This is a genomic window from Candidatus Uabimicrobium helgolandensis (assembly GCF_041508025.1).
In the GTDB taxonomy this organism is placed as follows: Bacteria; Planctomycetota; Uabimicrobiia; order Uabimicrobiales; family Uabimicrobiaceae; genus Uabimicrobium; species Uabimicrobium helgolandensis.
Genome location: NZ_CP165719.1, coordinates 4,688,115 through 4,710,984, shown reverse-complemented (window position 1 = coordinate 4,710,984; position 22,870 = coordinate 4,688,115). Strand labels below are relative to the sequence as shown.

At 35.2% G+C, this 22,870-nt stretch carries 18 protein-coding genes; 1 reads left to right on the top strand and 17 read right to left on the bottom strand.

Annotated features, from left to right (window positions below; all coding sequences use genetic code 11):
- Positions 1-13: 13 nt before the first annotated feature.
- The 6 genes from UABHE_RS17170 to UABHE_RS17145 form a co-directional block, all read right to left on the bottom strand.
- The gene (locus tag UABHE_RS17170; RefSeq protein ID WP_372371631.1) at positions 14-493 is read right to left on the bottom strand and encodes a transposase; all 480 of its coding nucleotides are present in this window, start codon (positions 491-493) and stop codon (positions 14-16) included.
- A 207-nt stretch (positions 494-700) separates the two neighbouring features.
- Positions 701-895, bottom strand: coding sequence for a four helix bundle protein (locus tag UABHE_RS17165; RefSeq protein ID WP_372371630.1), 195 nt, complete (start codon positions 893-895; stop codon positions 701-703).
- 12 nt (positions 896-907) lie between these two features.
- Positions 908-1,042, bottom strand: a complete 135-nt coding sequence (locus UABHE_RS17160) for a hypothetical protein (protein ID WP_372364459.1) — start codon at positions 1,040-1,042, stop codon at positions 908-910.
- A 232-nt stretch (positions 1,043-1,274) separates the two neighbouring features.
- Positions 1,275-3,542 (bottom strand): serine/threonine protein kinase, encoded by a 2,268-nt coding sequence (locus UABHE_RS17155; RefSeq protein WP_372364458.1) that lies wholly within the window; start codon positions 3,540-3,542, stop codon positions 1,275-1,277.
- Positions 3,543-4,236: 694 nt separating this feature from the next.
- Positions 4,237-4,533, bottom strand: coding sequence for a four helix bundle protein (locus UABHE_RS17150; RefSeq protein ID WP_372364456.1), 297 nt, complete (start codon positions 4,531-4,533; stop codon positions 4,237-4,239).
- A 312-nt stretch (positions 4,534-4,845) separates the two neighbouring features.
- Positions 4,846-5,445, bottom strand: coding sequence for a hypothetical protein (locus UABHE_RS17145; RefSeq protein ID WP_372364455.1), 600 nt, complete (start codon positions 5,443-5,445; stop codon positions 4,846-4,848).
- Between the two features lie 213 nt (positions 5,446-5,658).
- Here UABHE_RS17145 and UABHE_RS17140 point away from each other — a divergent pair, with 213 nt between their 5' ends.
- Positions 5,659-6,636 (top strand): tetratricopeptide repeat protein, encoded by a 978-nt coding sequence (locus UABHE_RS17140; protein WP_372364454.1) that lies wholly within the window; start codon positions 5,659-5,661, stop codon positions 6,634-6,636.
- A gap of 479 nt (positions 6,637-7,115) precedes the next feature.
- Here UABHE_RS17140 and UABHE_RS17135 read toward each other — a convergent pair whose 3' ends face one another.
- The 11 genes from UABHE_RS17135 to UABHE_RS17085 all read right to left on the bottom strand — a co-directional run bounded on the left by UABHE_RS17135 (position 7,116) and on the right by UABHE_RS17085 (position 22,866).
- Positions 7,116-7,799, bottom strand: a complete 684-nt coding sequence (locus UABHE_RS17135) for a hypothetical protein (protein ID WP_372364453.1) — start codon at positions 7,797-7,799, stop codon at positions 7,116-7,118.
- Positions 7,800-8,051: 252 nt separating this feature from the next.
- Positions 8,052-8,948, bottom strand: a complete 897-nt coding sequence (locus UABHE_RS17130; RefSeq protein ID WP_372364452.1) for a sterol desaturase family protein — start codon at positions 8,946-8,948, stop codon at positions 8,052-8,054.
- A gap of 36 nt (positions 8,949-8,984) precedes the next feature.
- Positions 8,985-12,029, bottom strand: a complete 3,045-nt coding sequence (locus tag UABHE_RS17125) for an efflux RND transporter permease subunit (RefSeq protein ID WP_372364450.1) — start codon at positions 12,027-12,029, stop codon at positions 8,985-8,987.
- A 9-nt stretch (positions 12,030-12,038) separates the two neighbouring features.
- Positions 12,039-13,313 carry an efflux RND transporter periplasmic adaptor subunit gene (locus tag UABHE_RS17120; RefSeq protein WP_372364449.1) on the bottom strand — a complete coding sequence of 425 codons (1,275 nt, stop codon included), beginning with the start codon at positions 13,311-13,313 and terminating at the stop codon, positions 12,039-12,041.
- The gene (locus UABHE_RS17115; RefSeq protein WP_372364448.1) at positions 13,310-15,361 is read right to left on the bottom strand and encodes an AMP-binding protein; all 2,052 of its coding nucleotides are present in this window, start codon (positions 15,359-15,361) and stop codon (positions 13,310-13,312) included. The genes UABHE_RS17120 and UABHE_RS17115 overlap by 4 nt, the downstream gene beginning before the upstream one ends.
- Position 15,362: 1 nt before the next feature.
- Complete coding sequence (locus UABHE_RS17110; protein ID WP_372364447.1) at positions 15,363-17,786, bottom strand: aminotransferase class I/II-fold pyridoxal phosphate-dependent enzyme; 2,424 nt, start codon at positions 17,784-17,786, stop codon at positions 15,363-15,365.
- Positions 17,787-17,918: 132 nt separating this feature from the next.
- The gene (locus UABHE_RS17105) at positions 17,919-18,518 is read right to left on the bottom strand and encodes a DUF924 family protein (protein WP_372364446.1); all 600 of its coding nucleotides are present in this window, start codon (positions 18,516-18,518) and stop codon (positions 17,919-17,921) included.
- Positions 18,519-18,540: 22 nt separating this feature from the next.
- Positions 18,541-19,710 (bottom strand): nucleotide disphospho-sugar-binding domain-containing protein, encoded by a 1,170-nt coding sequence (locus tag UABHE_RS17100; RefSeq protein ID WP_372364445.1) that lies wholly within the window; start codon positions 19,708-19,710, stop codon positions 18,541-18,543.
- A 34-nt stretch (positions 19,711-19,744) separates the two neighbouring features.
- Positions 19,745-20,479, bottom strand: a complete 735-nt coding sequence (locus UABHE_RS17095; protein ID WP_372364444.1) for an alpha/beta hydrolase — start codon at positions 20,477-20,479, stop codon at positions 19,745-19,747.
- 43 nt (positions 20,480-20,522) lie between these two features.
- Positions 20,523-21,509, bottom strand: a complete 987-nt coding sequence (locus UABHE_RS17090) for an L-tyrosine/L-tryptophan isonitrile synthase family protein (RefSeq protein ID WP_372364443.1) — start codon at positions 21,507-21,509, stop codon at positions 20,523-20,525.
- 106 nt (positions 21,510-21,615) lie between these two features.
- Positions 21,616-22,866, bottom strand: a complete 1,251-nt coding sequence (locus UABHE_RS17085; RefSeq protein ID WP_372364442.1) for a cytochrome P450 — start codon at positions 22,864-22,866, stop codon at positions 21,616-21,618.
- Positions 22,867-22,870 lie beyond the last annotated feature (4 nt).

The following is a 22,870-nucleotide window of genomic DNA, read 5'->3' as shown; positions in this document are numbered from 1 at the left end:
CTTAAGTTGCGACCTAAAAATAACAAGAAAAAGTGAAAGCGAGAACAAAAAGGACAACTTTTAACTCAAATCCATAAGAGGTAACAGCATGAATTTTCTTTGGAAAAAAAGAAGTGATCTGACTAAAAGTAGTTTCAATCCTTTTACGGGTAACCTTTTGAATAAACTCAGTAGCTCCGGAAAAAGCTCTTTTAGAATTTTTCTTTCTCTGAGGTAAGATAGAGACATTAAGAGCTTCGGAAACAATATCTTCGAAAGAGTAATCATTGTAAGATTTATCAGCAAAAACAAAAGAGTTTTCAGGGATATCTAATTGAAATTGTTTGAGAACACGACAATCATTGCAGCCGCCAGGAGCAAGCAAAAACTCAACTGGTAAACCAGTTTTGGTGACGAGCATATGAACCCGTAAACCGAAAAAATAACGACGTTTGCTTGCAACACAACTCCGATGATCTTGTGTATTGTATATTTTGCAACGACTAATGCGAATATTGTCACAGAGGATCTTCTACAATCTTGAGTGCTTGTGTTATCTCATCACATATACAGAAAACAATTATAATTTCTTTTTCCATGACTTTCTCCTTCTTGTTTTTCCTACTTTAAGAGAAGAGTCGTTATAACAGTATAAAAAAACGATGTGTGCAATTCGATTTTTGAGGTTCGTGGTCGTGGATCGATATTCCATGTGCGAAAATTAGACTATTAACTTTGAAAGCATACAAATTATTCTATAGAGTAGTTTTTTGATTTTCTCTTTTTCTTTTGAGTCTATTATTTCGGCTATCTTAGCAACATCGAATACTGCACTACATTCATTTGCTGATGCTCTTGCTATAGAGAAAAACCTTGCTTTCTCTTTTTTGCTAAATTTGGCATTACCTTCTGCTATATTAAGAGGGACTCAAGGCGATGCTCTTTTTAGCTGATCCTTTAAATAGCTGTAACCTGATGGCATTTTCTCCATCACATTAAATGTTTCTTTTGTATATTCTAGTGATACTTGATATACATCTAATTTTTCATGATTAAAATTCATTGCATTACCCTTACTTCGTGCCATGTGCCACGATTGCGTCTCACGAGATTCGAACCGCGCACATCGAATTTGTAAGAGTAATTATACCAGACTATACGACAACTTTTATAGGTCGCAACTTGGGTTAAATAGCAGGACACCAAAGTATACCAAAAAAAATTACTCAAATTAGAACCAGTATGGCTATACAAGCGAATTTTCCCATAAATCAAATCGCTTTAGAAAACAAAGTCTATTTTATCGTAGGAATTTTACTCCACTCATTGTCATCTAAACCTGTACCTACTTCCCATGTACCTAATAAATCCATTCTTTCAGAATCTTTACTATATGCGGCATTTGCTTCTGGTATATTTTTCTCGCTATAATAGTGACTATAAGCACCTAAGATCATACCACTCTCATTAATGGCAAATATGCGATTACTGGTTTGTTTATTTTTTTGAGGCCAAGCATAAATAACAAAATACTTTTCTTGAAGTGATACAGCACTCTTAGTTTCTTCTAAAACCTTTATATTACTTTCTGACATAGCATTATTAGCTCCTGGCAAATAACAATAAAAGCAATATCCTTGGTAAATAAGTACCTTATTTTTAAACTTTTCATTAATTAATGGTGGATTTAAAGATTCTTGTTTTCCACGTATATTAATTATCCCTGCTAACTCTTGCAGAAAGCCGTATTCTCCTACACCATTTTTATTTTGATCGCAGTGTTTTTCAGAGCGAAATTGCCTTTGTTTTTCATAATAAGAACTTAATAAAGAAACTGCTGTCTCTTCATCTTGTGTCATAAACGCAGTAGCGAAAAAATCTTTATTTATTAATACTATAATGATAGTTCCAATGGAAATATATACAAGTCCAGCCATAAAAAATTTACTTATTGTTAAGGCCAAACGGTCGCTTTTTTGTTCTATTTTAGTGCGAATTAAACGATCCCTAATTTCATTTATGTAGGGGGTTTTTAAATCTTTCAACACTTGCAAATGCGTTTCTGCTAAACCCGAATCTTTAAAATTTAAAGCTATATCGGCAAACTTTGCGTGCATATATTGTTTTTTTTCTTTTGCGTTTTGGTTGTCTTCCCAAATCTCTATACTTCTTTCGTAGAGGGTTATGATTTTTATCAAATTAAAATATAAATAATCACGATTAGTGGCCGTTAACCGAGTGCGTTGTACACCAATTTCTTTACGAAAACACAAAGCGCGAACAACTTGCCATGTTACAAACAATATATTAGATATAATAAACCAAAATGGAATACCACCGAAAATAACACTAAAGATATCGCGATCAAATGCATAATAAGAAGATATTGCACCAATTAACATATAAACAAGAAAAATTAACTTGCCCCACACACCACTATAGTACCAACAGTACGGAAATAACATTTTTCCTGGTACATCAAAGAAAATATATTTAAACTTACCAAAAAATAAGCGGTTCTGTTTTTGTTGTTGTAAATACTCATCGATCTCTTCATGTAAATCATCCGCTTTTTTCGTTAAAACCAAACTCTCGCGGTGCTGCAAGAATACTTCGACGTCTTCTATAAACTCAGCAACGTTGGCATAACGCTCGTCGATATTTTTACGTAAGGCCTTGGAACAAATATTGCGTAATTCGCGCGGTATATTCTCATCATAATGAGGTGTTTTTCCTAAACTGCAAGACATAATCGCTTCTAAAGGCGTTCCACTATGCGGTGGTTGTTTCATCAAAATTTCGTAAAGGATACCACCCAACAAGTAAGTATCAGTCCACGGTCCAATGTCTGCTCCTTGCCCATTGGCCAATTCATAAGGCATATACGCTGGTGTTCCCATAGGATCATCTACACACAACTTATGCAACATATTTGCCCGCGGCGTAGGCTCAATATCCACCGCAATTCCCCAATCCATAACAAGAACTTCTCCGAATTGGCCAATCATAACATTTGATGGCTTTAAATCATTATGAACAATTCCCTTGCTATGAGCAAAAGCAACAGCGTTACACACATTCAACAAAGTACGTAAATTTTTTTCTAAGCTATACACTTTATCGTCGTTAGCATGAATAATATCTTTCCACTCAACCCCACCAACAAGCTTCATAGCCATAAACACATGACCATCTTTATTACGTCCTAAGTCATGTACAGGAACTATATTCGGATGATCTAGGTAAGCTGTCATAACCGACTCAGCAACAAATTTCCCCTCAAGATTTTTATCCTTGCTGATGCTCTGTTTTACCGCTACACTACGTTGTAAATTCGTTTGTAGCCCTTTGAAAACAATTCCCATTCCTCCTTGCGCTATTTTCGACAATAGTTCGTAGTTACTAGAAGCAATATTAATATTTTGACTAATAGTACTATTGTCACCAACTGTTTTCATCAAAGTATTTATTGTCTCATTAGGTAAACGATTACTTCCTTTGAAAGTCACAGTCGCATTTTCATTGAATTCACTTAGAGCTTCCCACTTTTTTCTGATGTCCATATGTTCCTCTACTTGTATTATTTTTTACTTTATTCATTAGGCCTTTCGCTAAATGAATACCTCTTAAGATTAAAACAGGGAGAAAGGAAGAAATGGATAAAATTATACAGAACAATAGGTTTTGAAAAAATAGAAAAAAAAATTTGCAGCAGAGTAAGAATTGCTATTAAATCTAAGACTCTCTATGTTGCCGATAAAGGTTATGTCGGCAAAGAATTTCATAAAAAAATCGAACTTCTCTTTGGCGTTAAACTTCTCTCTATCCAAAGACAATATGATAAATCTGTTCGCGAGTCTTCTATCAATACTTTGCTCAAAAAAAGTCGCAAACTTGTTGAAACCTTAAAATAACAAAATAAGAGTTCTTTCTTGTTTTATTGAACAATTAGGGCCTGTCATCATTCAAAGTATTGTCTATTTTTTCGAGCCCGAGCCCGCTTGCGAGCCCGATCTCGTCTAGCAATTTAAGTCTTACGTTTTTACTTGAACTTTGACCAAACGAGTAAGCATTGCTACAACTCGCAAAAGAAGTTCTCGTCCGTTGGCCAGAAGATTTTGTTTTACTAAGTGACCTGCCAAAAGTATTTACCCATTGGCATTTTGTTCTTTAATTTTCTAGCTTTGTTGCTCCTCTGTTACGCAGCTACGGCTGCGCGCCTTCGTCGCGCCGCGCTATAAAAATAAAGCCCTGCATTCAACGGGTAACTACTTTTGTCAAGTCACTTAGTTTTAAACATCGACAGATATCAATAATAGAAGCACATTCAGTAGCAGATCGGCGAGCAATTCTATAAAAACGAGCTTTCTCGGCAGAACTAAATTCACCAGCGCCTTCTGCTATATTTAAAGAAATCGACAAAGTAGCACGCTGGAGTTGATTAGAAAGGTGAGAGTGGCCTTTTGGTAAATACTCTACAATTTTATGCGCAAGGATAACAAATTGGAGAGCTACTTGGTAAACATCAAGACGTTCATGATCGAAACGATTCATTATAACCTCATTTATAAGATTTCGGAAGCGGGCTAGGGCTCGGAAACGGGCTCAAAACGTTCGGTCGTATAATAACACGAGGCAACGACATCTTTAGCCAAGATCAATTGAAAAAAGTATTGCTATGGATATAATCTCTTAAAAAGGAGATTGTTTGGTTTTAATCATGCCTTCCTCTCGATCAAGAACGGTAAAAAGCAAGACTGTATAGGGAGGGAAAATTTAGTTTATGATAGATCACATATTTCAACTAAGTTTTATTTCGTTATACAAAAGTTGTCAGAGGAAATTCGAACTAGTACATCTTAAACTTTAGCTTGGTATAAGATTACCTAGTCCTGGCTCTGAGTCATCACGTCCTGTGGCTAGAGCTTTCTCTACTTTTTTGTTTTGGTGGCACTTCTCTAAGTCTCCACCACATTTTTGGCAACTGGGAATATTTGTATATTTTTCACTAGTAGTGAGTGTTGTATCACATTTTCTGCAATAAAAAGTAGTTATGTTTTGCTTGGATATTATTTGATAAATTTGTACGAATGTAATCAGGCCTTTTGAATAGAGTATCTGGCCAATAGGTACTTGTATACCACGTGTAAGAAACTCTTGTTGACTGATTAGAGCCTCTTCTAAAGATTTTTGTGAAATCATTCCCATTTCTTGAGCGATTTCGCCAAATTTAATTGTATTGATACTTGAAGGTGGCGGAAAGTTATAGTTTTTATCGATTTTACTTCGTATATTTTTAATTTGGTTCGGCGTCAATATTTCTTCTTCGATAAGAATGTCTAGTAGTGAATTATTTTGTCGAAAAAAATCTCTGATGTTTAAACATTTTGTGTAGTTTTTTTCTGACATTAGACCATGTTCAACAGCAAGCATTGCAATAAGTCTTTCTTCAAAGTCACTTTTCATATTTCTTTCTTTCTATTGATTTTATATTTGTAAGTTTCATCGAGAAGGTAAAACTACAATGTATATTGACTATACTTTGACTCGCAATCATTATATCATAATTTTGGAACTTAATATCGGTGCCAACTCTGGCATTGAATTAATGCCATTCCACCTCTATTACAGATAGGTTCTTGTAACAAAATTCACGAAAAATTAACACAGAAAAGGTCATTGCAACAACAGACAAAGCAAAAGCAATCTACGAAGAAGCAGGTAAAGCAACTCCCTACAAAACAACCGCAAAAACAACTGACAAAACGACAACATCCGACGGAACAACAAGTAGATATTTGGCTCAAGCAAGCGAAGGTACACTTTGTCAACAAAAGATTCCAGAAAGCTTTAGAGCTTTTTACCAAAGTTGTCGATTCTAAACAAAAACTGTTTGAAGCTCACATCCAACGTGGAGCAACTTATGGTAACCTGAGAAAATACAAAAGCGCTATTGCCGACTATGAAAAAGCTCTTGCCATAAATCCCAAAGCATACATTGCCTACAACGAAATAGCCGTTATCAACATTGTACAGAAACAACACGTTGCCGCACTAAAAAATTGTAACATAGCCCTACAATACAATGCGAAATACGTAAATGCCTATTACAATAGAGCAATTGCTTTTCATCAACTCAAAAATTACGTACAAGCAGTTCGCGATGCCTCTTATGTTATAAAAGCACAACCACAAAATGGCAAGGCCTACTTCATACGCGGTAGTGCTCTTACAGAACAAAAACAATACACAAAAGCCATAAAAGACCTAAACCATGCCATCCAATTAGGTTTTATTAGCGCAGAACTATGCAAACAACTTTCTCTGAGTTACTTCTTTACTCGCGAATACCAAAAAGCTCTACAAGTATGCAACAAAGGTCTACAAATGGACTCAATACATGTCGAGATATACAACATCAGAGCACGAACTTTTGCACACATGGGACAGCAACAACAAGCTCTCAGAGACTGTAACAAAGCTATTTCCCTACAACCCAACTTAGCCAAAAGTTACATCAGTCGTGGATTTGTTTACTCCTACATGCAGAGATTAGAAAACGCTCTTGCAGATTTTGAAAAAGCGGTAATTTTAGGAGCAAAGGCGAAAAGTATCAAGCAGAAGATACAACAACTGCGCAATACCATTAACAAATAGCTATATTTGTGATATATTCATAACTTTGCAGGAGAACACTAATGCCTTTTATTTTTTGTACCTTAGCTTGGTTATGAACCTACGCAAATTAACCACGATACCGAAGAAGTAATTTCATATTTAGTTTTAGACACCTTTTAAATATCTACAGGCTCTGTCGCAAACTTTAGATAAAGAAAGAGTTGCCTTTCTAATTTGAAAATTATGGAACTAAAGAATAGAAAATATGGGCCGGAATTTAGCGAGGTTTTTGTCTAGCTTTTTATTATACGGAAAACCCAAATAAATGAGCATCTATTTTTTGCAACAGCCATAATTACTGCTAGAGATCCTCTTTCTGCTGCTCTATTTGCAAAAACGATTATCGAAAGTTTGCGAAATTACGCTAAGAAAGTATGATTCCCAAAGGGATAAATAACACTGTAAAGGGCATCGCTCTGTTTTCTGAAGCATCGAAATACATATGATGTACGATGATTTTATTCTGTTTTTACTCCAAAGTAAAAATGATATCTGTTTGGAAACCATAAAATCTTATAATCTATTTGTACCGACCACCTGCAACTTCTATTTTCTCTACGAGGTGGATTTAGAGACTCAGGTAGGAGAAAAGAGTCTTCTCCCGAGAATATAGGAGGATTTACTTTTCCTTTTAGGGTGGTGTTAAAAAAAGGAAAACAATCATCCATATAGTCTTCGTGGGGGTCTAATTCTGATTTATTAGGGTAGCGTTCTTCTGCAAAGATAGAAATTTGCATATTTTTTATGAGGCGCTTTTTATCTTCAAATTTCCATAGTACTTTTACTTCATCACCTAAAGAATATGAATCTTTATCGAGCATAATGAGTCCAGCATCCCACAAAAGTTTCCTGCGAAGTAAGAACATAAATGGCCCGGTAAAAAAGAGTAATACTAGAGCGAAGGCTGTGAAGTTCATTGGGTCTCCATCAGGGAAAAAGTAAAGACTACAAAAGAAAGCTATGTAAGAAATTGATAGTATTTGTGAAAACCTCCTGCCAGCAAATATGAATTGAGTTTCATACATAAACTCGCAAACGTAGTGACACTCACAACATTTTGGTTCTTTTAAACGGGCATTGCAATTTAAACAATGGCGCCCAATAATTTCCTCATAAGGGTTTTCTAAATATGAAATATCCATGATTTTCCTTTTGTGGAAGTTGAAATTGTCATTGTAGATTACGTAAGAAGTTTTTTATCGTTTCTAAAGCTTATGCTTCGTTACAAGTATTAATACGATCAACGGCCTACTATTGTTTGTGACGAACGTTATATTTAAGTAATTTTACCATACAGGCGGTTCTGTCGCAAATTTTGAATGCTCTCCAAATTTATGATATCCTTTTTAGATTTTCGGAGCAAGAAGATGAGCACACGAAGTCATCAATTTTCTCTAATTATGAGCTAGAATTTTTTCGCGGATGTCTTTAGCTGTAATCCCTCCATCTATGTGGTTCCAGCCAGGGGGCATTAGTAAGTATTTTAACTTATGAACAATATTATTTGTGCTTTTTATATCTTTCCAAAGCTCAACAAATTCATCCGTTTGCGAAACAAGTAGATTTTCACTATCGACATCATTTGTTAATCCATAAACAGGATTGTCTTCTTTTCTTTCATGTTGAAATGTTCTGAACAAATAATCCCAAAGCGCAAAAGTTAGCCCATAATTTGTGTCGAGATATATATCGTTTTTTGCGTGATGGATTCTATGGATAGAGGGTGTAATTAATATGTAGTGAATCCATGATTTTTTCCCTTTTTTAAAAAACTTTTCACTTACATGAAGTGGAACTCCGTACAACTGGCCAACACCTTCGACAATGATAATAAGCAGTGGATGAAAACCCAGAAGTGGCAACCACAAAATTAAATGGGGAGCAAGTATAAATTCAGCAAAAGAACCTCTGAAAGACACCGAAGCTTTCATTTCTTTAGGAGAATGATGAACGCTGTGAATACACCAAAAAAACCGAACTTTATGTGATAATAAATGAAGAATATAGGACATAAAATCGTAACCTATATAGGCCATTACCCAAACATACCACTCGAACCCTAAATTGAATATTCTATATTCATAGACAATGAACATTAGAAATACAGTGAGAAAAGTGTTGACTGTAAATATAGGTAAGTAAGTTAATGCTGCACTAAGAATATTGACTATTCCTTCTTTATGACTTTCAATTCGTTCTGTAATCGTTAGAGCAATCCATTCTAGTATAACAATCACAATAGCAACGATTGTCATTGCAGCCGGAACCATTTCTGAATAATACTGTAACATCAATTTCCCTTCCTCGTTAATATTCGTAGTACTTTGTTATATTTTGTTGGTAGAGTAAAATCTTAATAAGTAAATACTTGGCAAAAAATATAGCGCTAGCATTGTTGCCCCAATGATACCTCCCGAAATAGGAATCACCATTGGCGGCCAAAATTTAGACTGACTCATAATAATAGGAGCAAAACCTATTATGGTAGTAATTGATGTTGCAATAACATGCCTTGTTGATTTCATTACAGATTGACAAACTGACTCAAGCACATCGTTGGAATTTAGAACATCTCTCTTAATACCACATATGACAACCAAGGAATCGTTTACAGCAATTCCTATTAATCCTAAAGAACCAAGTATTGCCATGAATCCAAAAGGGTGGCTAAAAAACCATAATCCTCCGAGCCCTAAACCAATGGACAACAAAGCGATAAAGCAAATTACTATCGCCATAAAAAAGGACTGCAAAGATAACACTAGTGTTGCAAATATTAGAAAAAAAAGTACACCAGTCGTCGAAACTAAATGCCCTACAGCCTCTCCTTTCTCTTCATTTTCTCCACCAAATTCATAGTAGTATCCTGGCGGTAGATTTTTCGCTTTCTCTTCCCAAACTTCTTTAAATTTTTCGAGTACTATCGTCGGAAGAGTTTCTGCAGTTAAAAACGCTTGTACGATGTTGTAACGTTGACGATTACGTCGATAGATAGATGATAAGTTAGGAATGAGCTTCATTCCTCCTAAAGAAGAAAGCGGTACTCGATGTTTATCTTCATCATTTACAAACAGGTACAATGAATTTATTCTATCAGGCGTATTTTGATGAATACCTTTTAAGACAACACGAACAGGTAACTCTTCGGACATCTCAACTATTGAACCTACAACTTTTCCTTCGATAAGAGAATTCAACTGTTGCAAAATTTGACGATAATTTAAGCCTGTAAGCTTCACTTTATCTTCATCAAGATGAAATTGTAATCGCGGAGAAACCTCGCTAAAACTAGCTCTTGTGTGAATAACATCTGGTATTTCGAACAACAATTTTCGAGCTTTATCTCCCCACGCCCTTAAAATTTCAATGTCAGATCCGTAAATTCTTAGTTCTATAGGAGATTCAATAAGAGGTCCTTGCTCCAATAGTCTGACAATAACGCGCGCCGAGGGGAATCGGTCATTTAAGAGTATTTGCAACTTTTGAACAACCTGAGCACTGTTTTGCCAAGACCGTAATTGAACTAAAGATTGGGCATAAAACGGTACACCTTCGCGTCCTCGTGGCAGGTTGTAATAAAAGACCGGGGCACTTTCCCCAATAAACCAATATGAATTAATAATGTCAGAAGATTCAAGAAGTAAGCTATGTGCTTGTCGAACAAATTTTTGCGTTTGTTTAATAGACATTATCGCTGGAAACTCAAATTCTATCTGGATTTGATCGCGATCAGATGGAGGAAAGAATTGTTCTGGCAATTCTACGGCTTTTAAAAAACCCCACACAGGAAGAAGTAAACAAACGACAATACAGAGAATAGGCTGCTTTAGAAAGAACTTAAGTATGTGATAATATAGACTACTTATATACTTAAAACGAATTTTCGTAGAATGTTTTTTTCCTAACAGTTTATAAAAGAAAACATGTAAACTAGGAATAATTGTCAAAGAAAGAAATAGTGAACTACACAGAGCTAGCATTACATTTACACCAATTGGTCCAACAAATGCTCCAATAGGACCAGGCATAATCACCATCGGCATAAATGCAAAAATTGTTGTTAAGGTAGAACTTGTTAGCGGTGTGACCAAATGCTGTACAGTTGTTTTAAGTGCTGCTAATCCTTCTTTTTTTATAAGTTGATATTCAAGTTCATCAATCACAACAATTGCATTGTCAACTAAGAGACCCAGAGATATAATAATTCCAGTAACAGAGACTTGATGAATCGGAATACTTAGAAGCTTCATTCCACTAATGATCATCAAACAAGACAAAGGTAATGCCAAGCACACCGTTAGTGCAGATTTCCATCCCATTATAAAAAAGATAATACACATAACTAATAGTAGGCCTTTCAGTAAGTTATCAAAAAGTTTCTGAAGCCTTAGTTCTGTGTAGTTATTTTGACGAAAAATCACTTGTAACTCTAAATCATCAGGCAATTGTTTGCGGTAACTGTTCACAACATTATCAACTTCACTTAACCACAAATCTATTCTTTGAGAGCTTATGGTCTTCAATCCTAGAACAATAGCCGGCTTTCCCTTTATGTAAGCAAAACTTGATAAAGGTCGGCGAATTGTCTTTTCTATTTTCGCTATATCGTTCAAATGAAGAGTATTACCTGATTTTCCAGTTACAACTGGCACATGATGAAGACTTGATAGAGAACTTAAACTACCTTTTACCTCTATTAACATTTCATTTTGTTGCGTTTGCATCCTTCCAACAGGCTTTTTTAAATCGCTATTTCTAATTTGCTCAGCAATATTATTAATTGATAAACCGGACTCTACAGTTTTAATATCAACTTCTACTTTGATTTCTTCTTGCGGCTCACCGTAAATTTCAACTTTTTCCGTACCAAATATAGCATCAAACTGATTCTTTAATTCTTTTGCTCTCCGTTTCAAAATGGAATAATTAACTTCATTACTCTTTGATATAAGAGCAATAATAAGTGCATCTGCTTTGGCTGCTATAAGTTTAAATTTTGGCTTGCTTGCCTCTGCGGGCAAATTTGACATCGAAACATTGATTTTGTCTCTAATTTTAGGCCATACTTGCTCTACATTATAAATATGATCTTTTAGGATAATTTGTATATCCGATATTCCCTGAGTTGTTGTTGATATTACGGTTTTAATCTCATCAAACTCTGCCAATTCACTTTCTATTTTTTCGGTAACTAGAGATTCAATCCTTTCAGGAGAAACGCCAGGCAATTTTATTTTGACAGATGCGTGTAGTAACGGCAGTTCTGGATCTTCTATACGAGGTAAAACGTAGAACGATGATATTCCGCTTAGCACAATAAAAAGCAAAGTAAGAATAAGAAGGCGTGGGTAGCGAAAAAATAGAGTATCCATAAAAATCTTCTAATGAAAGTAAGGTTCGTTGGCAATATTTACTTGTTGTAGTGGAGTAACTCTATGAACACCATTTTTTATTACGATTGTAGTCTTTAAAAAATCTCCACGAACGAAAACTTCGTTATCCTTAACATGAATAATTTCTACGTCCTTTTTTACCACAGTATAGATATTTGCGACTTTGCTATTTTTCTTCAAAGTAAAACAGGACCATAGTCCTCTGTTGCCTTTGAGTAAGGAAGTGATTGGTAGCCATATACCTCTTTTTTTATACGTTTGAAGTAATTTTATTCTTGCCAATTCTCCAGGATAAATATTCATTTTCTTTTGCGTAAGAGTAAAGATAAATATAATGGTATTGGTATACTTATCTACTTCAGGAAGCTTGGTTAAGGCCATCATTTTATATTTGCTATTTGCAATTTCTACATCGTAAAGCCTTCCTAGTTTTATTTGTTTTGCCATTGAAATTGTTAATCCAATTTTGGCCTTCAATTTATGCACCTCTATGATGCGGAAATTTGTTTGATTTGGTTGTACAAATTTCCCTGGCGTAGCCTTCTTGAAAGAAACTATTCCACTATGAGGAGAAGTTAATAAGCTATTCTTTATATGGACATTTATTTTACGTAATTGTATTTGAAAGCTTTTTATTAAAGCATTCTGTTGAGCAATTGTTTCTTCGCGAGTACCAGCAAGTAACTTTTGCAATTGTTTATGGGCAGCTTTTTGTGCTGTTTTCAAAACCTTGAGATTTGACTGTGTCGTTTCATATTCCTCTATAGCAATAGTTCCTTTGCTATACAAATGTTGGAAACGATCCAATTTTTTATTCGCAAAAGATACTTGCTCCACTAACCCTGAATAAACAGCCTTAGCAACGTCAATACTTTCCTTTCGTTCTCCATTCAACATTTCCTTTAGTTTCGCTTCAGCAGCATTTTTTTCAGCAGAAATTTGTTGTTTGCTCATTTCAAGCAATACTGTTGACAGTTTTGCTAAAGGACTTCCTTTACTCACATACGCACCTTCATTGGCGTACACTTCTTTAATCTTACCTTCTCTTTCAAAACTTAGTTCACTTACTAGGTACGGCTCAATGTAACCGCTATATACATGTTCCGTTTGGTACTGATTTTTTACCACGCATTTAATGACACTCACTGGTAAAATTGTAGGAGAAATATTTTTTATCTTAACATCCGTTTGTAAGTGCTTTTGTATACCCCAAAAAACCGTGAAAAATACGACAGCGTAACAAAAAAAACTTAGGTATTTCATTGGGAACAAACTGCTTCATTTACATACTTGCAAAGTTCATTAATATTTTGAAAGTCAAAAAACATAGTTTCTGGTATAAGAACGTTTGATTTTTCTTCAAGATAAGCACCAAATTCCACTATATCCACCGATTCAAGTCCATATGAAGCAAAATTTTGGTATATATCTATTTGATTTTTTTCTACGGACAGTCTCTGTTGAAGCCAATCTAGGACAATATCTTCTTTATCGCTTATCTCTTTAGATGACTTTACTTGAGCATTAGAAGAGTCGTAATTGTCATCAATAATATCTTTTGCAATTACAGAAAGAATAATCTCTTTGAAATCAGACAAAAAAGCTTTCTTACAAGCAAATCTCATTAGTTTGCCACTTGAAGTTTTAGGAAGCTGACCTGGTTTTAAGAAAATAACGGCGTAAGCGCGTATACCAAAATTCTTTAGTATTGCACTGCGAATAGTTGTTGCTGTTTTTTTGATATCAAATGTAGGGTTTTTCTCAGGATTGATTTCTTGTAAGATAACGAGAGTTTCCTCGTTTTGTTTTTCTATACTAAAAGCTGCTGAACAACCAGGGCGAATTTCAGGACAAAATTCTTGTGTGAGAGAAATTTGATATTCTATATCGTGAGAGTAAATATTACGTCCACGAATAATCATAACATCCTTGGTGCGCCCGGTAATAAACACTTCGCCTTTATATAAAAAACCTAGGTCTCCCGTTCTTAAAAACGGTCCTTCTCCTGTGTCTCCAATAAAATTATTAAATGTTTCGTCTGTTTTCTGTTTTTGATTCCAGTATCCTTGTGCGACTTGCGGTCCACAGACCCAAATCTCTCCTATTTTGCCATCAGCAATTGGTTGAAGCGTTTTTTCGTCAACAACCCTAACGATAGTATCTAAACATGGTTTACCTAAACCAACTAAAACAATACTGTCATTCTTGTCTTCACAAATAGTGACACTTCCTGCTTCCAGTTGTTCTTTGCTCACGCTACACGTCAATACTTCTTTATTAACAGCCCAACTAACAGCTAATGTTGCATCTGCTAGACCATAACAAGGACGAAAATTTCGCATTTGAAAACCATACTCGCAAAATCTTTTAACAAAGTTTTTCATTGTACTATAACGCACTGTTTCAGAACTAGAAAATGCTGTTTTCCAATTACTCAAATCTAAACCTTGAAGAACATCATTTGAGATTTTGTGAGTACAAATATCATAAGCAAAATTGGGAGCCCCACTAATTGTTGCCTTATATTTCGAAATAACTTTTAGCCACCGAACTGGTTTTCTTAAAAAATCTAGCGGAGACATGAAATAATAAGAAGCTCCGCAATATAAAGGCTGTACCATTCCACCAATAAGACCCATATCGTGGTAGAGTGGTAACCAGCAAGCAACAATAGAGTCCTCATTACAATTAGAAGCTTCTTGGATCATATGTTGATTAGCAATAAGATTACCATGGCTTACCATAACTCCTTTAGGCTTACCAGTAGAGCCAGAAGTATATTGTAAAAAAGCTAAATCATCTTGATTAAGGTCTGGGCTAACCCAACGTGCTTCTGCGCCACTTTGTGCATCGTCGGGTGTCAACCACTGTAAATCTTTCCACTTATCTATTGCAAACTTAGACATCATTTTTTCTGTAATTGAAAGAACTTCCTTTGTGGTAATCACAACAGAGATTTGCGCACTAGAAATAATCGACTGTAAGCGCTCAAGTGTATGTTCAAGGCGGTTTGTATCAGGAGGGTATGCAGGTACAGCAATAACTTTAGAGTATAAACAACTAAAAAACGAAATAACAAAATCCATCCCTGGGGGTAGAAGCAGCAGTGCTCTTTGATTTTCTAGTCCGCGTTTTTGCATTAGTGCAGCAAACGCCTTAATTTTTGAATCCAGCTGCTTGTAAGTTAAAGATTCGTGTATTTCTGTATCTTTCAAAAAAGTCACAGCTGATTTTTCTGAGCGCGAGTTTGCATGATTTTGTAATATATCAACGATTGATTCAAAGGAATCTGATTCTTGAGAAAAGCTCATTTTATTCTCCTACTTTTGCTGTCATAGATTGTATTAACGTTTGATTATAGTGGTCAAAAATTTCAACATACGCACACATCGGCTTCGTTTTTGCGCCCACTTTTTTTTTCTCTAACTCAGCTGTATATGCTAAATCCAAACTCGTGCAACCTAGTTCCGATGCACGTTGTACCGTTTGATAAAGTATTTGTTTGTATATTTTATGTGAGTATAGATATTGATAATCTAAACCAACGATTAAAGCCGAGTAAACATTCGATTTAACAAAACTATACATAACAGCAACGAGTTTCTCCTCTTTTATAGAAGTGTTACTTGGTTGTAAATACATTCTGATTATGTCGTAATCGGGGTGTTGACAGATATCTTGGAAAAAACTTAGAGGAAGTTTAAAAACATTCAGTTCATATGCTTTTTCATATACCTGACTGTATAGTTGATAACAATTCTCAATTTCTTGCTGTGACATGTTTTTTGCCACATAGCATTTGAAATTTTCTTGGTAAGCGAGTATTTCTCTACGTACGTTATAGCGAAATTTTTGGCCTAATCTCGAGAGATATTCATCATTAGATTTCCAAGACAAATCGTCTATTGTGCAAAGATTTGGGAGGTGATATTCTATAAATCCTAAGTCTAACATCTTTTGTTTGAAGTTATGAGAATTCTTGCGCGGAAAATCTCTCAATAAAATTTGCGAGGCGTTTTCGCTGTGTGCAATTTCACGCATTTTAGATATAAGTTCTTCGAGAGCTTGATCCCAAGATGAAGAATCATAATCTAGATAAAGGTGGTTGCCCTTTGTAATAGGGGTACCAAGCATAATATATTTTGCTGTTAAGAAATAAGGATCATTGTGTCTGCTTTTTTCAATTTCTTTTGAAACTTCTTTCGAAGCAAACATATCTTCTTTCATATACGCACAAGTGAAAAAAGTTGCTAAAACGATTCGACTATTTTCGCGCACAATAAAGTAAAAAAAGCGCCACTGATTTTCCAAGTCACGTTGTTCACAATTAAAATTCTTTTCAAGAATGGCCAAAGATTCATAACTGAGATTTCCTCTTGCCGCAAAAAGATTATCCCATTCATCAGCATTTATATCTTCTAGTGAAGTTTTGAATTCGATATTGAAAGTACTTGAATGTGGCGATTTAGGAATTGAAAGTTTAGAAGAAAAATCGCTAAGGCCAAATATTTGTGCGACTTCTTCGCAACTACTTTTTTCCTCCGCGAGAGCTTCAGGGTAGTGTTTTGCCAAGCATTCTACCATTTGCGAAATGTCATCTCTTTTTATGTTACCATTTATCAGAAAACGCAACCCTCCTTTACGCATTGGCGTTGCAGGAAAAGAAGCAGCATTTGTATAAAACCCATCACCTAATAGTCGTTTAATAATATTGTATATTATACGAGGTAAACCTACCGGGATAAAAAACAACGGTCCTGATGTTTCTCTAAATTGAGGTAGCCCGTAATCATTTAAAAGTTGATTTGTGTGGTTAATTAAATCTGCAAGATGTCGCTGATATTGATAAATTTCTTCCGATAAATGAAGCTTTGCAGAGGCGCACGCAACTCCTAACATTGGTGGTTGAATAGGTCCAGAAAAAATCAAAGTTCCCCCACAGTTTCTCACTTTACTTGCCATTTCTGCGTCTGGAAAAACCACTGCTCCACCAGCACTTGCGAAAGCTTTATTTAATGAAATAGCAATAATCATTTTGGGATGGTGCTCGACACAACTGCGAACATAACCGCAACCATTTTTTCCTACCCAACTCATACCATGAGCATCATCAATGTAAAGATGGAATTGTTTATGCCTGTTAAGTAACTCTTCTAGTTTTTCCATAGGAGCAAAGTCACCGTACATTGAAAAAACGCCATCTGTTAAATACCAAATTTTATTGTGACGCGCTTTTAATTTCTCAATCTTACTTTCCAACCTATTTATATCGTTGTGTGGTATAATATGAATAGGAATGTTACGTGCTTTTAAAAGTTGAGCTGCCATTTGTACACTTGAATGAACTTGAAAATCAAGAATAACAGCATCGTTATCTTCTATAATCACTGGCAATACCGATAAGTGCCCAAGTGTTGTACTTGCTGTTACCACAGTAGGCTTTTCAAAAATTTGGTATAATAAATTTTCAAGCTCTTCGTACAAGCCCAACGAAACATAAGTACGCGAGCTGGAAAATTGAGTTCCGTACTTATTCGCTGCTTGTGAACAAGCTTCTTTCAGGGATAAATGTTGCTCTATACCTAAATAACTACAAGATCCAAAATTAATAAGCTCTTTGCTATTTATGGACATGACCCGTCCATCAAGAATCTCACTCTGAGTTGAGTAGTGAATCAAATTCTTGTCTAATCCATCCTGCACCACTTGTTGAAGAGTAGAAAGATATTGCTGCATTTAAATTGCTTTCGTTTAAAGTTAAGAAATAATAGTACTTATAGCGCTTTTTACATACATAAAATACAAGCTATTTACACGGTAATTAAAAAATGATCTCCAAAATTACACGGAAGACAAACCAAAACGCCCTTAAATAAAAGAAGAACCAGGTTCTTTCAAGTATTCAATTTCTTCTGATGTAGATGTACGGCCAAGCAGTTTATTTCTATATGGATAGCGACCAAAGCGCTCTATCATTTTGTAGTGTTTTAGCGCATAGTCGTAACACATTTCCATGTTCTTGCTCAGTTCTTGCGGCGCTTGATCCCACAGTTTTTTGAAGTAGTGCATTGATTTCTTTTGTATTTCTAAATTTTCATCATGCTCTAGTGGCAAGTAAAAAAACACTCGTTCTACAGGAAAAAGCTGTTCATCGATTTTTTTGTCAAGCCCTTCCAAGCATAGTTTGAGATTTATATGATCAAAAGCGAACATTTCTGGACGGCGACGATATATATTACGAGGGAATTGATCTAAAACAATCAGCAGAGCCAACCACCCTCTCGCAGTTTCTTTCCAATGATCTAATTTACCCTCTTTGGCAATATGTAAAATATCTTCGAACTTTTCGCGAATTTCATTATCAATTTCCACTGAGTCACCAAACCAAACTTTAAACTTTTCTTGCGGAAAATAAGTTTTATCTGGTAATTCACCAAACCAGTAATCTAAAACAGTTTGATAATTCATCGATTTCCTTTCTTCGTTTGTATTAACTCATAGCATCTAAAATTATTTTCATAGCTTCATTATGACCAAGACAATTTTTAAAATCTTTGCTAATTTCGGAACAATTTTGCCGGTATAGAGGATTTTCTAAGACACTTGTTATTGCTTCATGTATCATACTAGAGGTGAGATTTTTTCTACTTAACTCAATACCCAATTTCAGTTCTGATATACGTGCCGCGTTTGCAAATTGCTCATGGGCAATTGGAATTGTAATACTAGGTTTGCCGAAAAACAGCCCTTCATTAATGCTATTCATACCAGAATGGTGGATGAATATTTCAGCAATTTTTAGAATTTCTAACTGAGGAACAAAATTGTAAATTAAGACGTTCTGTGGAATATTGTCGAAATCTTCGATTTTCAAACCACGACTAATAGACATTACAAGTAAAAATCTTTCATCTTGGCGAATTGCCTCTATTGCAGTTTTGAAAACCTCTATGAGCGTTGGATCTTCATTAACAACCACTGTACCCAAACTCATATAAATTATTTTTTTGCCGCTATTTTGGATTTTTTCCAAAGGAAAATCAACTTTTGCGCGTTCCTCCATCATTGGACCTACAAAATGAAAATGATCTTCTTTCATCATCCCAAGAGAAGGATTAAATTTCTTAGAAGTAAAAACTAAATTACAACGATTATAGCTACCAAGAGCATGAATAAGTTCTAAAGAAATATTGTGTTCCGTTTCCAAAAATTCTATAGCATTTTTAGAAACGTCATCTATTTCAATTTTATAGAAATCATACATCTGTTGTCTTTTCTGAGGACTAAAAGCAAAGGTTGTTACAGTGCATACCGAAGGGATTTGGTAAATTTGAGATAAACAATAGCCCCACGGAGCCATAGAGTCGTAAAGGATAAGATCAGGTTGAAATTTTTCTAGTTCTTGACAAAGATATGGCAATATTCCTACGGTAGCAGGTAATAATTGCAAAATAAAATTCTTACCTGGATTATAGTTTTCTGCCTTGTAATCATCAGAACCATAATTGCGAAAAAATGCTCCCGCAGATTCAACGTTTTTTTTGCGGATAGGAGAAGTATAATAAAGAATTTCTGCTCCATTTTCTTTGAGCTTTTTAACTATGGGTAAGGTCGGATTAATATGTCCCATACCAAAAATATTATAATAAACGACTTTCATTGATACTTTTCCTAACTGAAAAACTAAATTGCCTCTAGATTTTGTCATCGACAAATGACAGAATCTCGTTAAAAATTTTCTCTTTCTGTGAGCCTTTTATAACCATATGACCTGCGCTTTGCAGTAAAAGGCACGTAGGCGAATTACGAAGATGTTTTTTCACATACTTAAAGTGTTTTAATCCTGCAACACGGTCTCTTTCCGAATAAACTAACAATGTCGGCTGCTTGATTGTCGGTAGAATTTTTTTAGTCGCAAAAACTAAATCGCGTGCTGATGTTATGCAAGGAGTTGGCCATACAGGGTAAGCAAAAGGAAGACTTTCTGGTTTCATTCTTTTATCAAAAGTTGGCTTAAATTTGTGCCAGTTCAACACTCTAAAAAACGGGGCAATATACTTGAAATAACCAGGCAATTCATAAAACGCTGCCATACTAACTAATCCGGCAATTTTTTGTTTCTTACTTGCAAGTGTATATGCCAAAAGGCCACCTGCACATACACCAATAATAAAGATGGGAATGTTGAGTTTTTCTAACTCTATTAATGCTTCATTGGCGCTATTTTCCCAATCTTTCCAAGTTGTTGTCGCGAGGTCTTCAGGAGTAGTTCCATGTCCAGCTAAAAGAGGAACACTAACGTGAAACCCTTTTTCATTCAAGAATTTGGCTAACCCGCACATCTCATCAGGAAGACCTGTGAAACCATGAAGAAGAAGAAAAGCTGCTCGCTCACCTGGAAGCTCTAGAGATGTTTTTTGTACATGCATACTAATTCCTTAATTTGATTTTCTACACATGGTAATAACGCTTTTATCCAACAATATGTTTTAGTAACGTATACGCCTTGTCTACATGTCGACTTACCGAGAAAAATTTATAATGTTCTGCAAAACAGTATTCTTCTATTTCTTGGCCTTTCAGTGATTTCTTGTGCGTTAGTATGAATTTTTCTCCATCAAACAACAAAATATTATGCCAAGGAGTTCCCCAGCGATCGCGACAAGCAACCATTTGAATCCCTAATTTACCTGATCTTATTCCATGCGGATGAATAGAAAGACGCACGGCTTCAGAAAAAAAGTCTTCTACCAAAGCACTCCAGGCATTACTTCTTTGAATAATTTTGTATGTTAGTTGTTTCGAGTAATTTCTAATGTAATTTCGGCTATTCTCTTCGTCTAAAACTAAACGATCTTCAAATATAAAACGATGAATCCCATTAAACAAAAACGTTTGTGAAGAGTCGATTTTTACACTATTTTTTATCTCTTCGATAGGCGCTCCATATTTTTCTGTAACAATGATTCTCATTTCATCAAGTGTCTTTCCAGAAAAAACATCGTTCAAACAAAAAGTACGAAGGTTTTGTAATTGAAACTTATCAATAATATTGATAAGTTTTTGATAGTAAATATCAACATCAGCATCATCTACAGCAACCAAGTCACTAAAAATATGACCATCCGAACAGATAATAATTTCTGCACCAGGGTCATAAATATGAGCGATTTCATTGCAAAGATTGTTCAGGCTCTTTAATGCTAACACTTCTGCCATATCGGGTAATTTACCTGATATTTTTTCATTGTTAGGAGATTTGGCAGGAAAAGCTGGCAAAACCATTTGAATTTTACAATTTTTATCTATGTAATTGTCTAATTTCTCACCGTGAACTGCTTGTACGGAAGAAAATAGATGCAAACAATTTTTTTCAACCGTATTTGTATATTTTAATAACAAATTTAAAATTTGATTTGCTTGACTTTTAGTATTAACTACAGTGCTGTTTTTGTTCATTAGGTTTACTCCTCATTACGTTTCGATACAAAAATCACAAATTTAGTTCTTAAGCAAGTCGCAAAAACTTTCAGTAAAAAATTTAAGCATTCAGAACAAACATCATTTAAAACAGTAAGTGCATTGAGTCAAAACCTGAAAACGCCAGACTATAATGCTTTCTCTTACTTAGTCTATTAGGATCTAGTCTTAAATTTGGATACTGGGTAATAAGTTTATGAAAACAAAAAGACATTTGAATTTTTGCAAGGCGAGCACCAATACAGAAATGAGAACCGTACCCATAAGCAAAGTGAACGTTTTTGCTGCGATCAAGAATACACTCATAAGGACGTTCGTAAATCTTTGGGTCACGGTTAATTACATGGCTAGCAACAAAAATAACATCCCCGGGTTTTACTTTTTGTTTGCCAAGAAATGTTTCTTCTCTTACCACGCGAAACAAGAAAGTAACCCCTGGATCAAGTCGGTTAAATTCTTCCAGTGCCGTTGGTAACAAATCAATATTTTCGCGCAATTGCTCAAAAATATTAGGAGTGCTCATCATCGTATACATATTATTGCAAAGTTGATCGGTTGTAGTTACTTGACCAGCAACGAGCATCATTACTGCTTGCGAAATAACTTCCGAAATGTCTAGCTTAAACTCTTCTTTGTGTTCGATAATCGCACTGATAAAATCATCTTGAGGTTCTCTTGTTCTGTTATCGATCAAATTAGCAAAATAATTTCGCATTTGTGTAGCGCTTTCATTTACTTCAATACCGTCTTCGTTTCGATATTTTGAAGCACCACCGAAAAACTGAGTCATATTCTTTGACCATTTGTAAAAGTCTTTACGATGTTTTTCATCGATGCAAAAAATATCAGCAAGTACGGTAGATGGCAGTGGCTCAGCAATATCATCAACAAACTCGATATACCCCTTTTGTTTTGCCTTATTAATCAATTTATCCACGGTTTTCTCTATAATCGGAGTATAACGATCAACTAATCCATCGTTAATTCCAAGCGCTGCCATACGACGTCTATTTTTGTGTTCATCGTCATCACTCATTACCATCATTTTTTGAACTACGGAGAAAAAATCTTTAATAAGAGCAAGATCAAGGTTTGGCATCCGCGAAATAAAAAAAGAGCTGCGATCAGCAGAATATTGTTTACTCGTCATTACTTCTTTGGCTAGTTGGAAATCCGTTACCACAAAAAAACCACCAGCTGGCCACCAATAAACATCCCCACGTTCTTTTAAAAAATCAGCGAGCTCATTAGGTGTACAACTATGCTTTTTTCGCATAATTGTAGGTTCATTAAATTGCTGATCGTTGTCCCACTCTGATGCAGTTTGTTGGTCCATTTGT

Excerpts from the sequence above, each read along its gene's own strand:
- UABHE_RS17120 (WP_372364449.1), bottom strand. The coding sequence starts at position 13,313 with ATGAAATACCTAAGTTTTTTTTGTTACGCTGTCGTATTTTTCACGGTT.
- UABHE_RS17145 (WP_372364455.1), bottom strand. The coding sequence starts at position 5,445 with ATGAAAAGTGACTTTGAAGAAAGACTTATTGCAATGCTTGCTGTTGAA.
- UABHE_RS17150 (WP_372364456.1), bottom strand. The coding sequence starts at position 4,533 with ATGAATCGTTTCGATCATGAACGTCTTGATGTTTACCAAGTAGCTCTC.
- UABHE_RS17155 (WP_372364458.1), bottom strand. The coding sequence starts at position 3,542 with ATGGACATCAGAAAAAAGTGGGAAGCTCTAAGTGAATTCAATGAAAAT.
- UABHE_RS17125 (WP_372364450.1), bottom strand. The coding sequence starts at position 12,029 with ATGGATACTCTATTTTTTCGCTACCCACGCCTTCTTATTCTTACTTTG.
- UABHE_RS17105 (WP_372364446.1), bottom strand. The coding sequence starts at position 18,518 with ATGAATTATCAAACTGTTTTAGATTACTGGTTTGGTGAATTACCAGAT.
- UABHE_RS17160 (WP_372364459.1), bottom strand. The coding sequence starts at position 1,042 with ATGAATTTTAATCATGAAAAATTAGATGTATATCAAGTATCACTAGAA.
- UABHE_RS17110 (WP_372364447.1), bottom strand. The coding sequence starts at position 17,786 with ATGCAGCAATATCTTTCTACTCTTCAACAAGTGGTGCAGGATGGATTA.
- UABHE_RS17135 (WP_372364453.1), bottom strand. The coding sequence starts at position 7,799 with ATGGATATTTCATATTTAGAAAACCCTTATGAGGAAATTATTGGGCGC.
- UABHE_RS17115 (WP_372364448.1), bottom strand. The coding sequence starts at position 15,361 with ATGAGCTTTTCTCAAGAATCAGATTCCTTTGAATCAATCGTTGATATA.
- UABHE_RS17090 (WP_372364443.1), bottom strand. The coding sequence starts at position 21,509 with ATGAACAAAAACAGCACTGTAGTTAATACTAAAAGTCAAGCAAATCAA.
- UABHE_RS17085 (WP_372364442.1), bottom strand. The coding sequence starts at position 22,866 with ATGGACCAACAAACTGCATCAGAGTGGGACAACGATCAGCAATTTAAT.
- UABHE_RS17100 (WP_372364445.1), bottom strand. The coding sequence starts at position 19,710 with ATGAAAGTCGTTTATTATAATATTTTTGGTATGGGACATATTAATCCG.
- UABHE_RS17095 (WP_372364444.1), bottom strand. The coding sequence starts at position 20,479 with ATGCATGTACAAAAAACATCTCTAGAGCTTCCAGGTGAGCGAGCAGCT.
- UABHE_RS17130 (WP_372364452.1), bottom strand. The coding sequence starts at position 8,948 with ATGTTACAGTATTATTCAGAAATGGTTCCGGCTGCAATGACAATCGTT.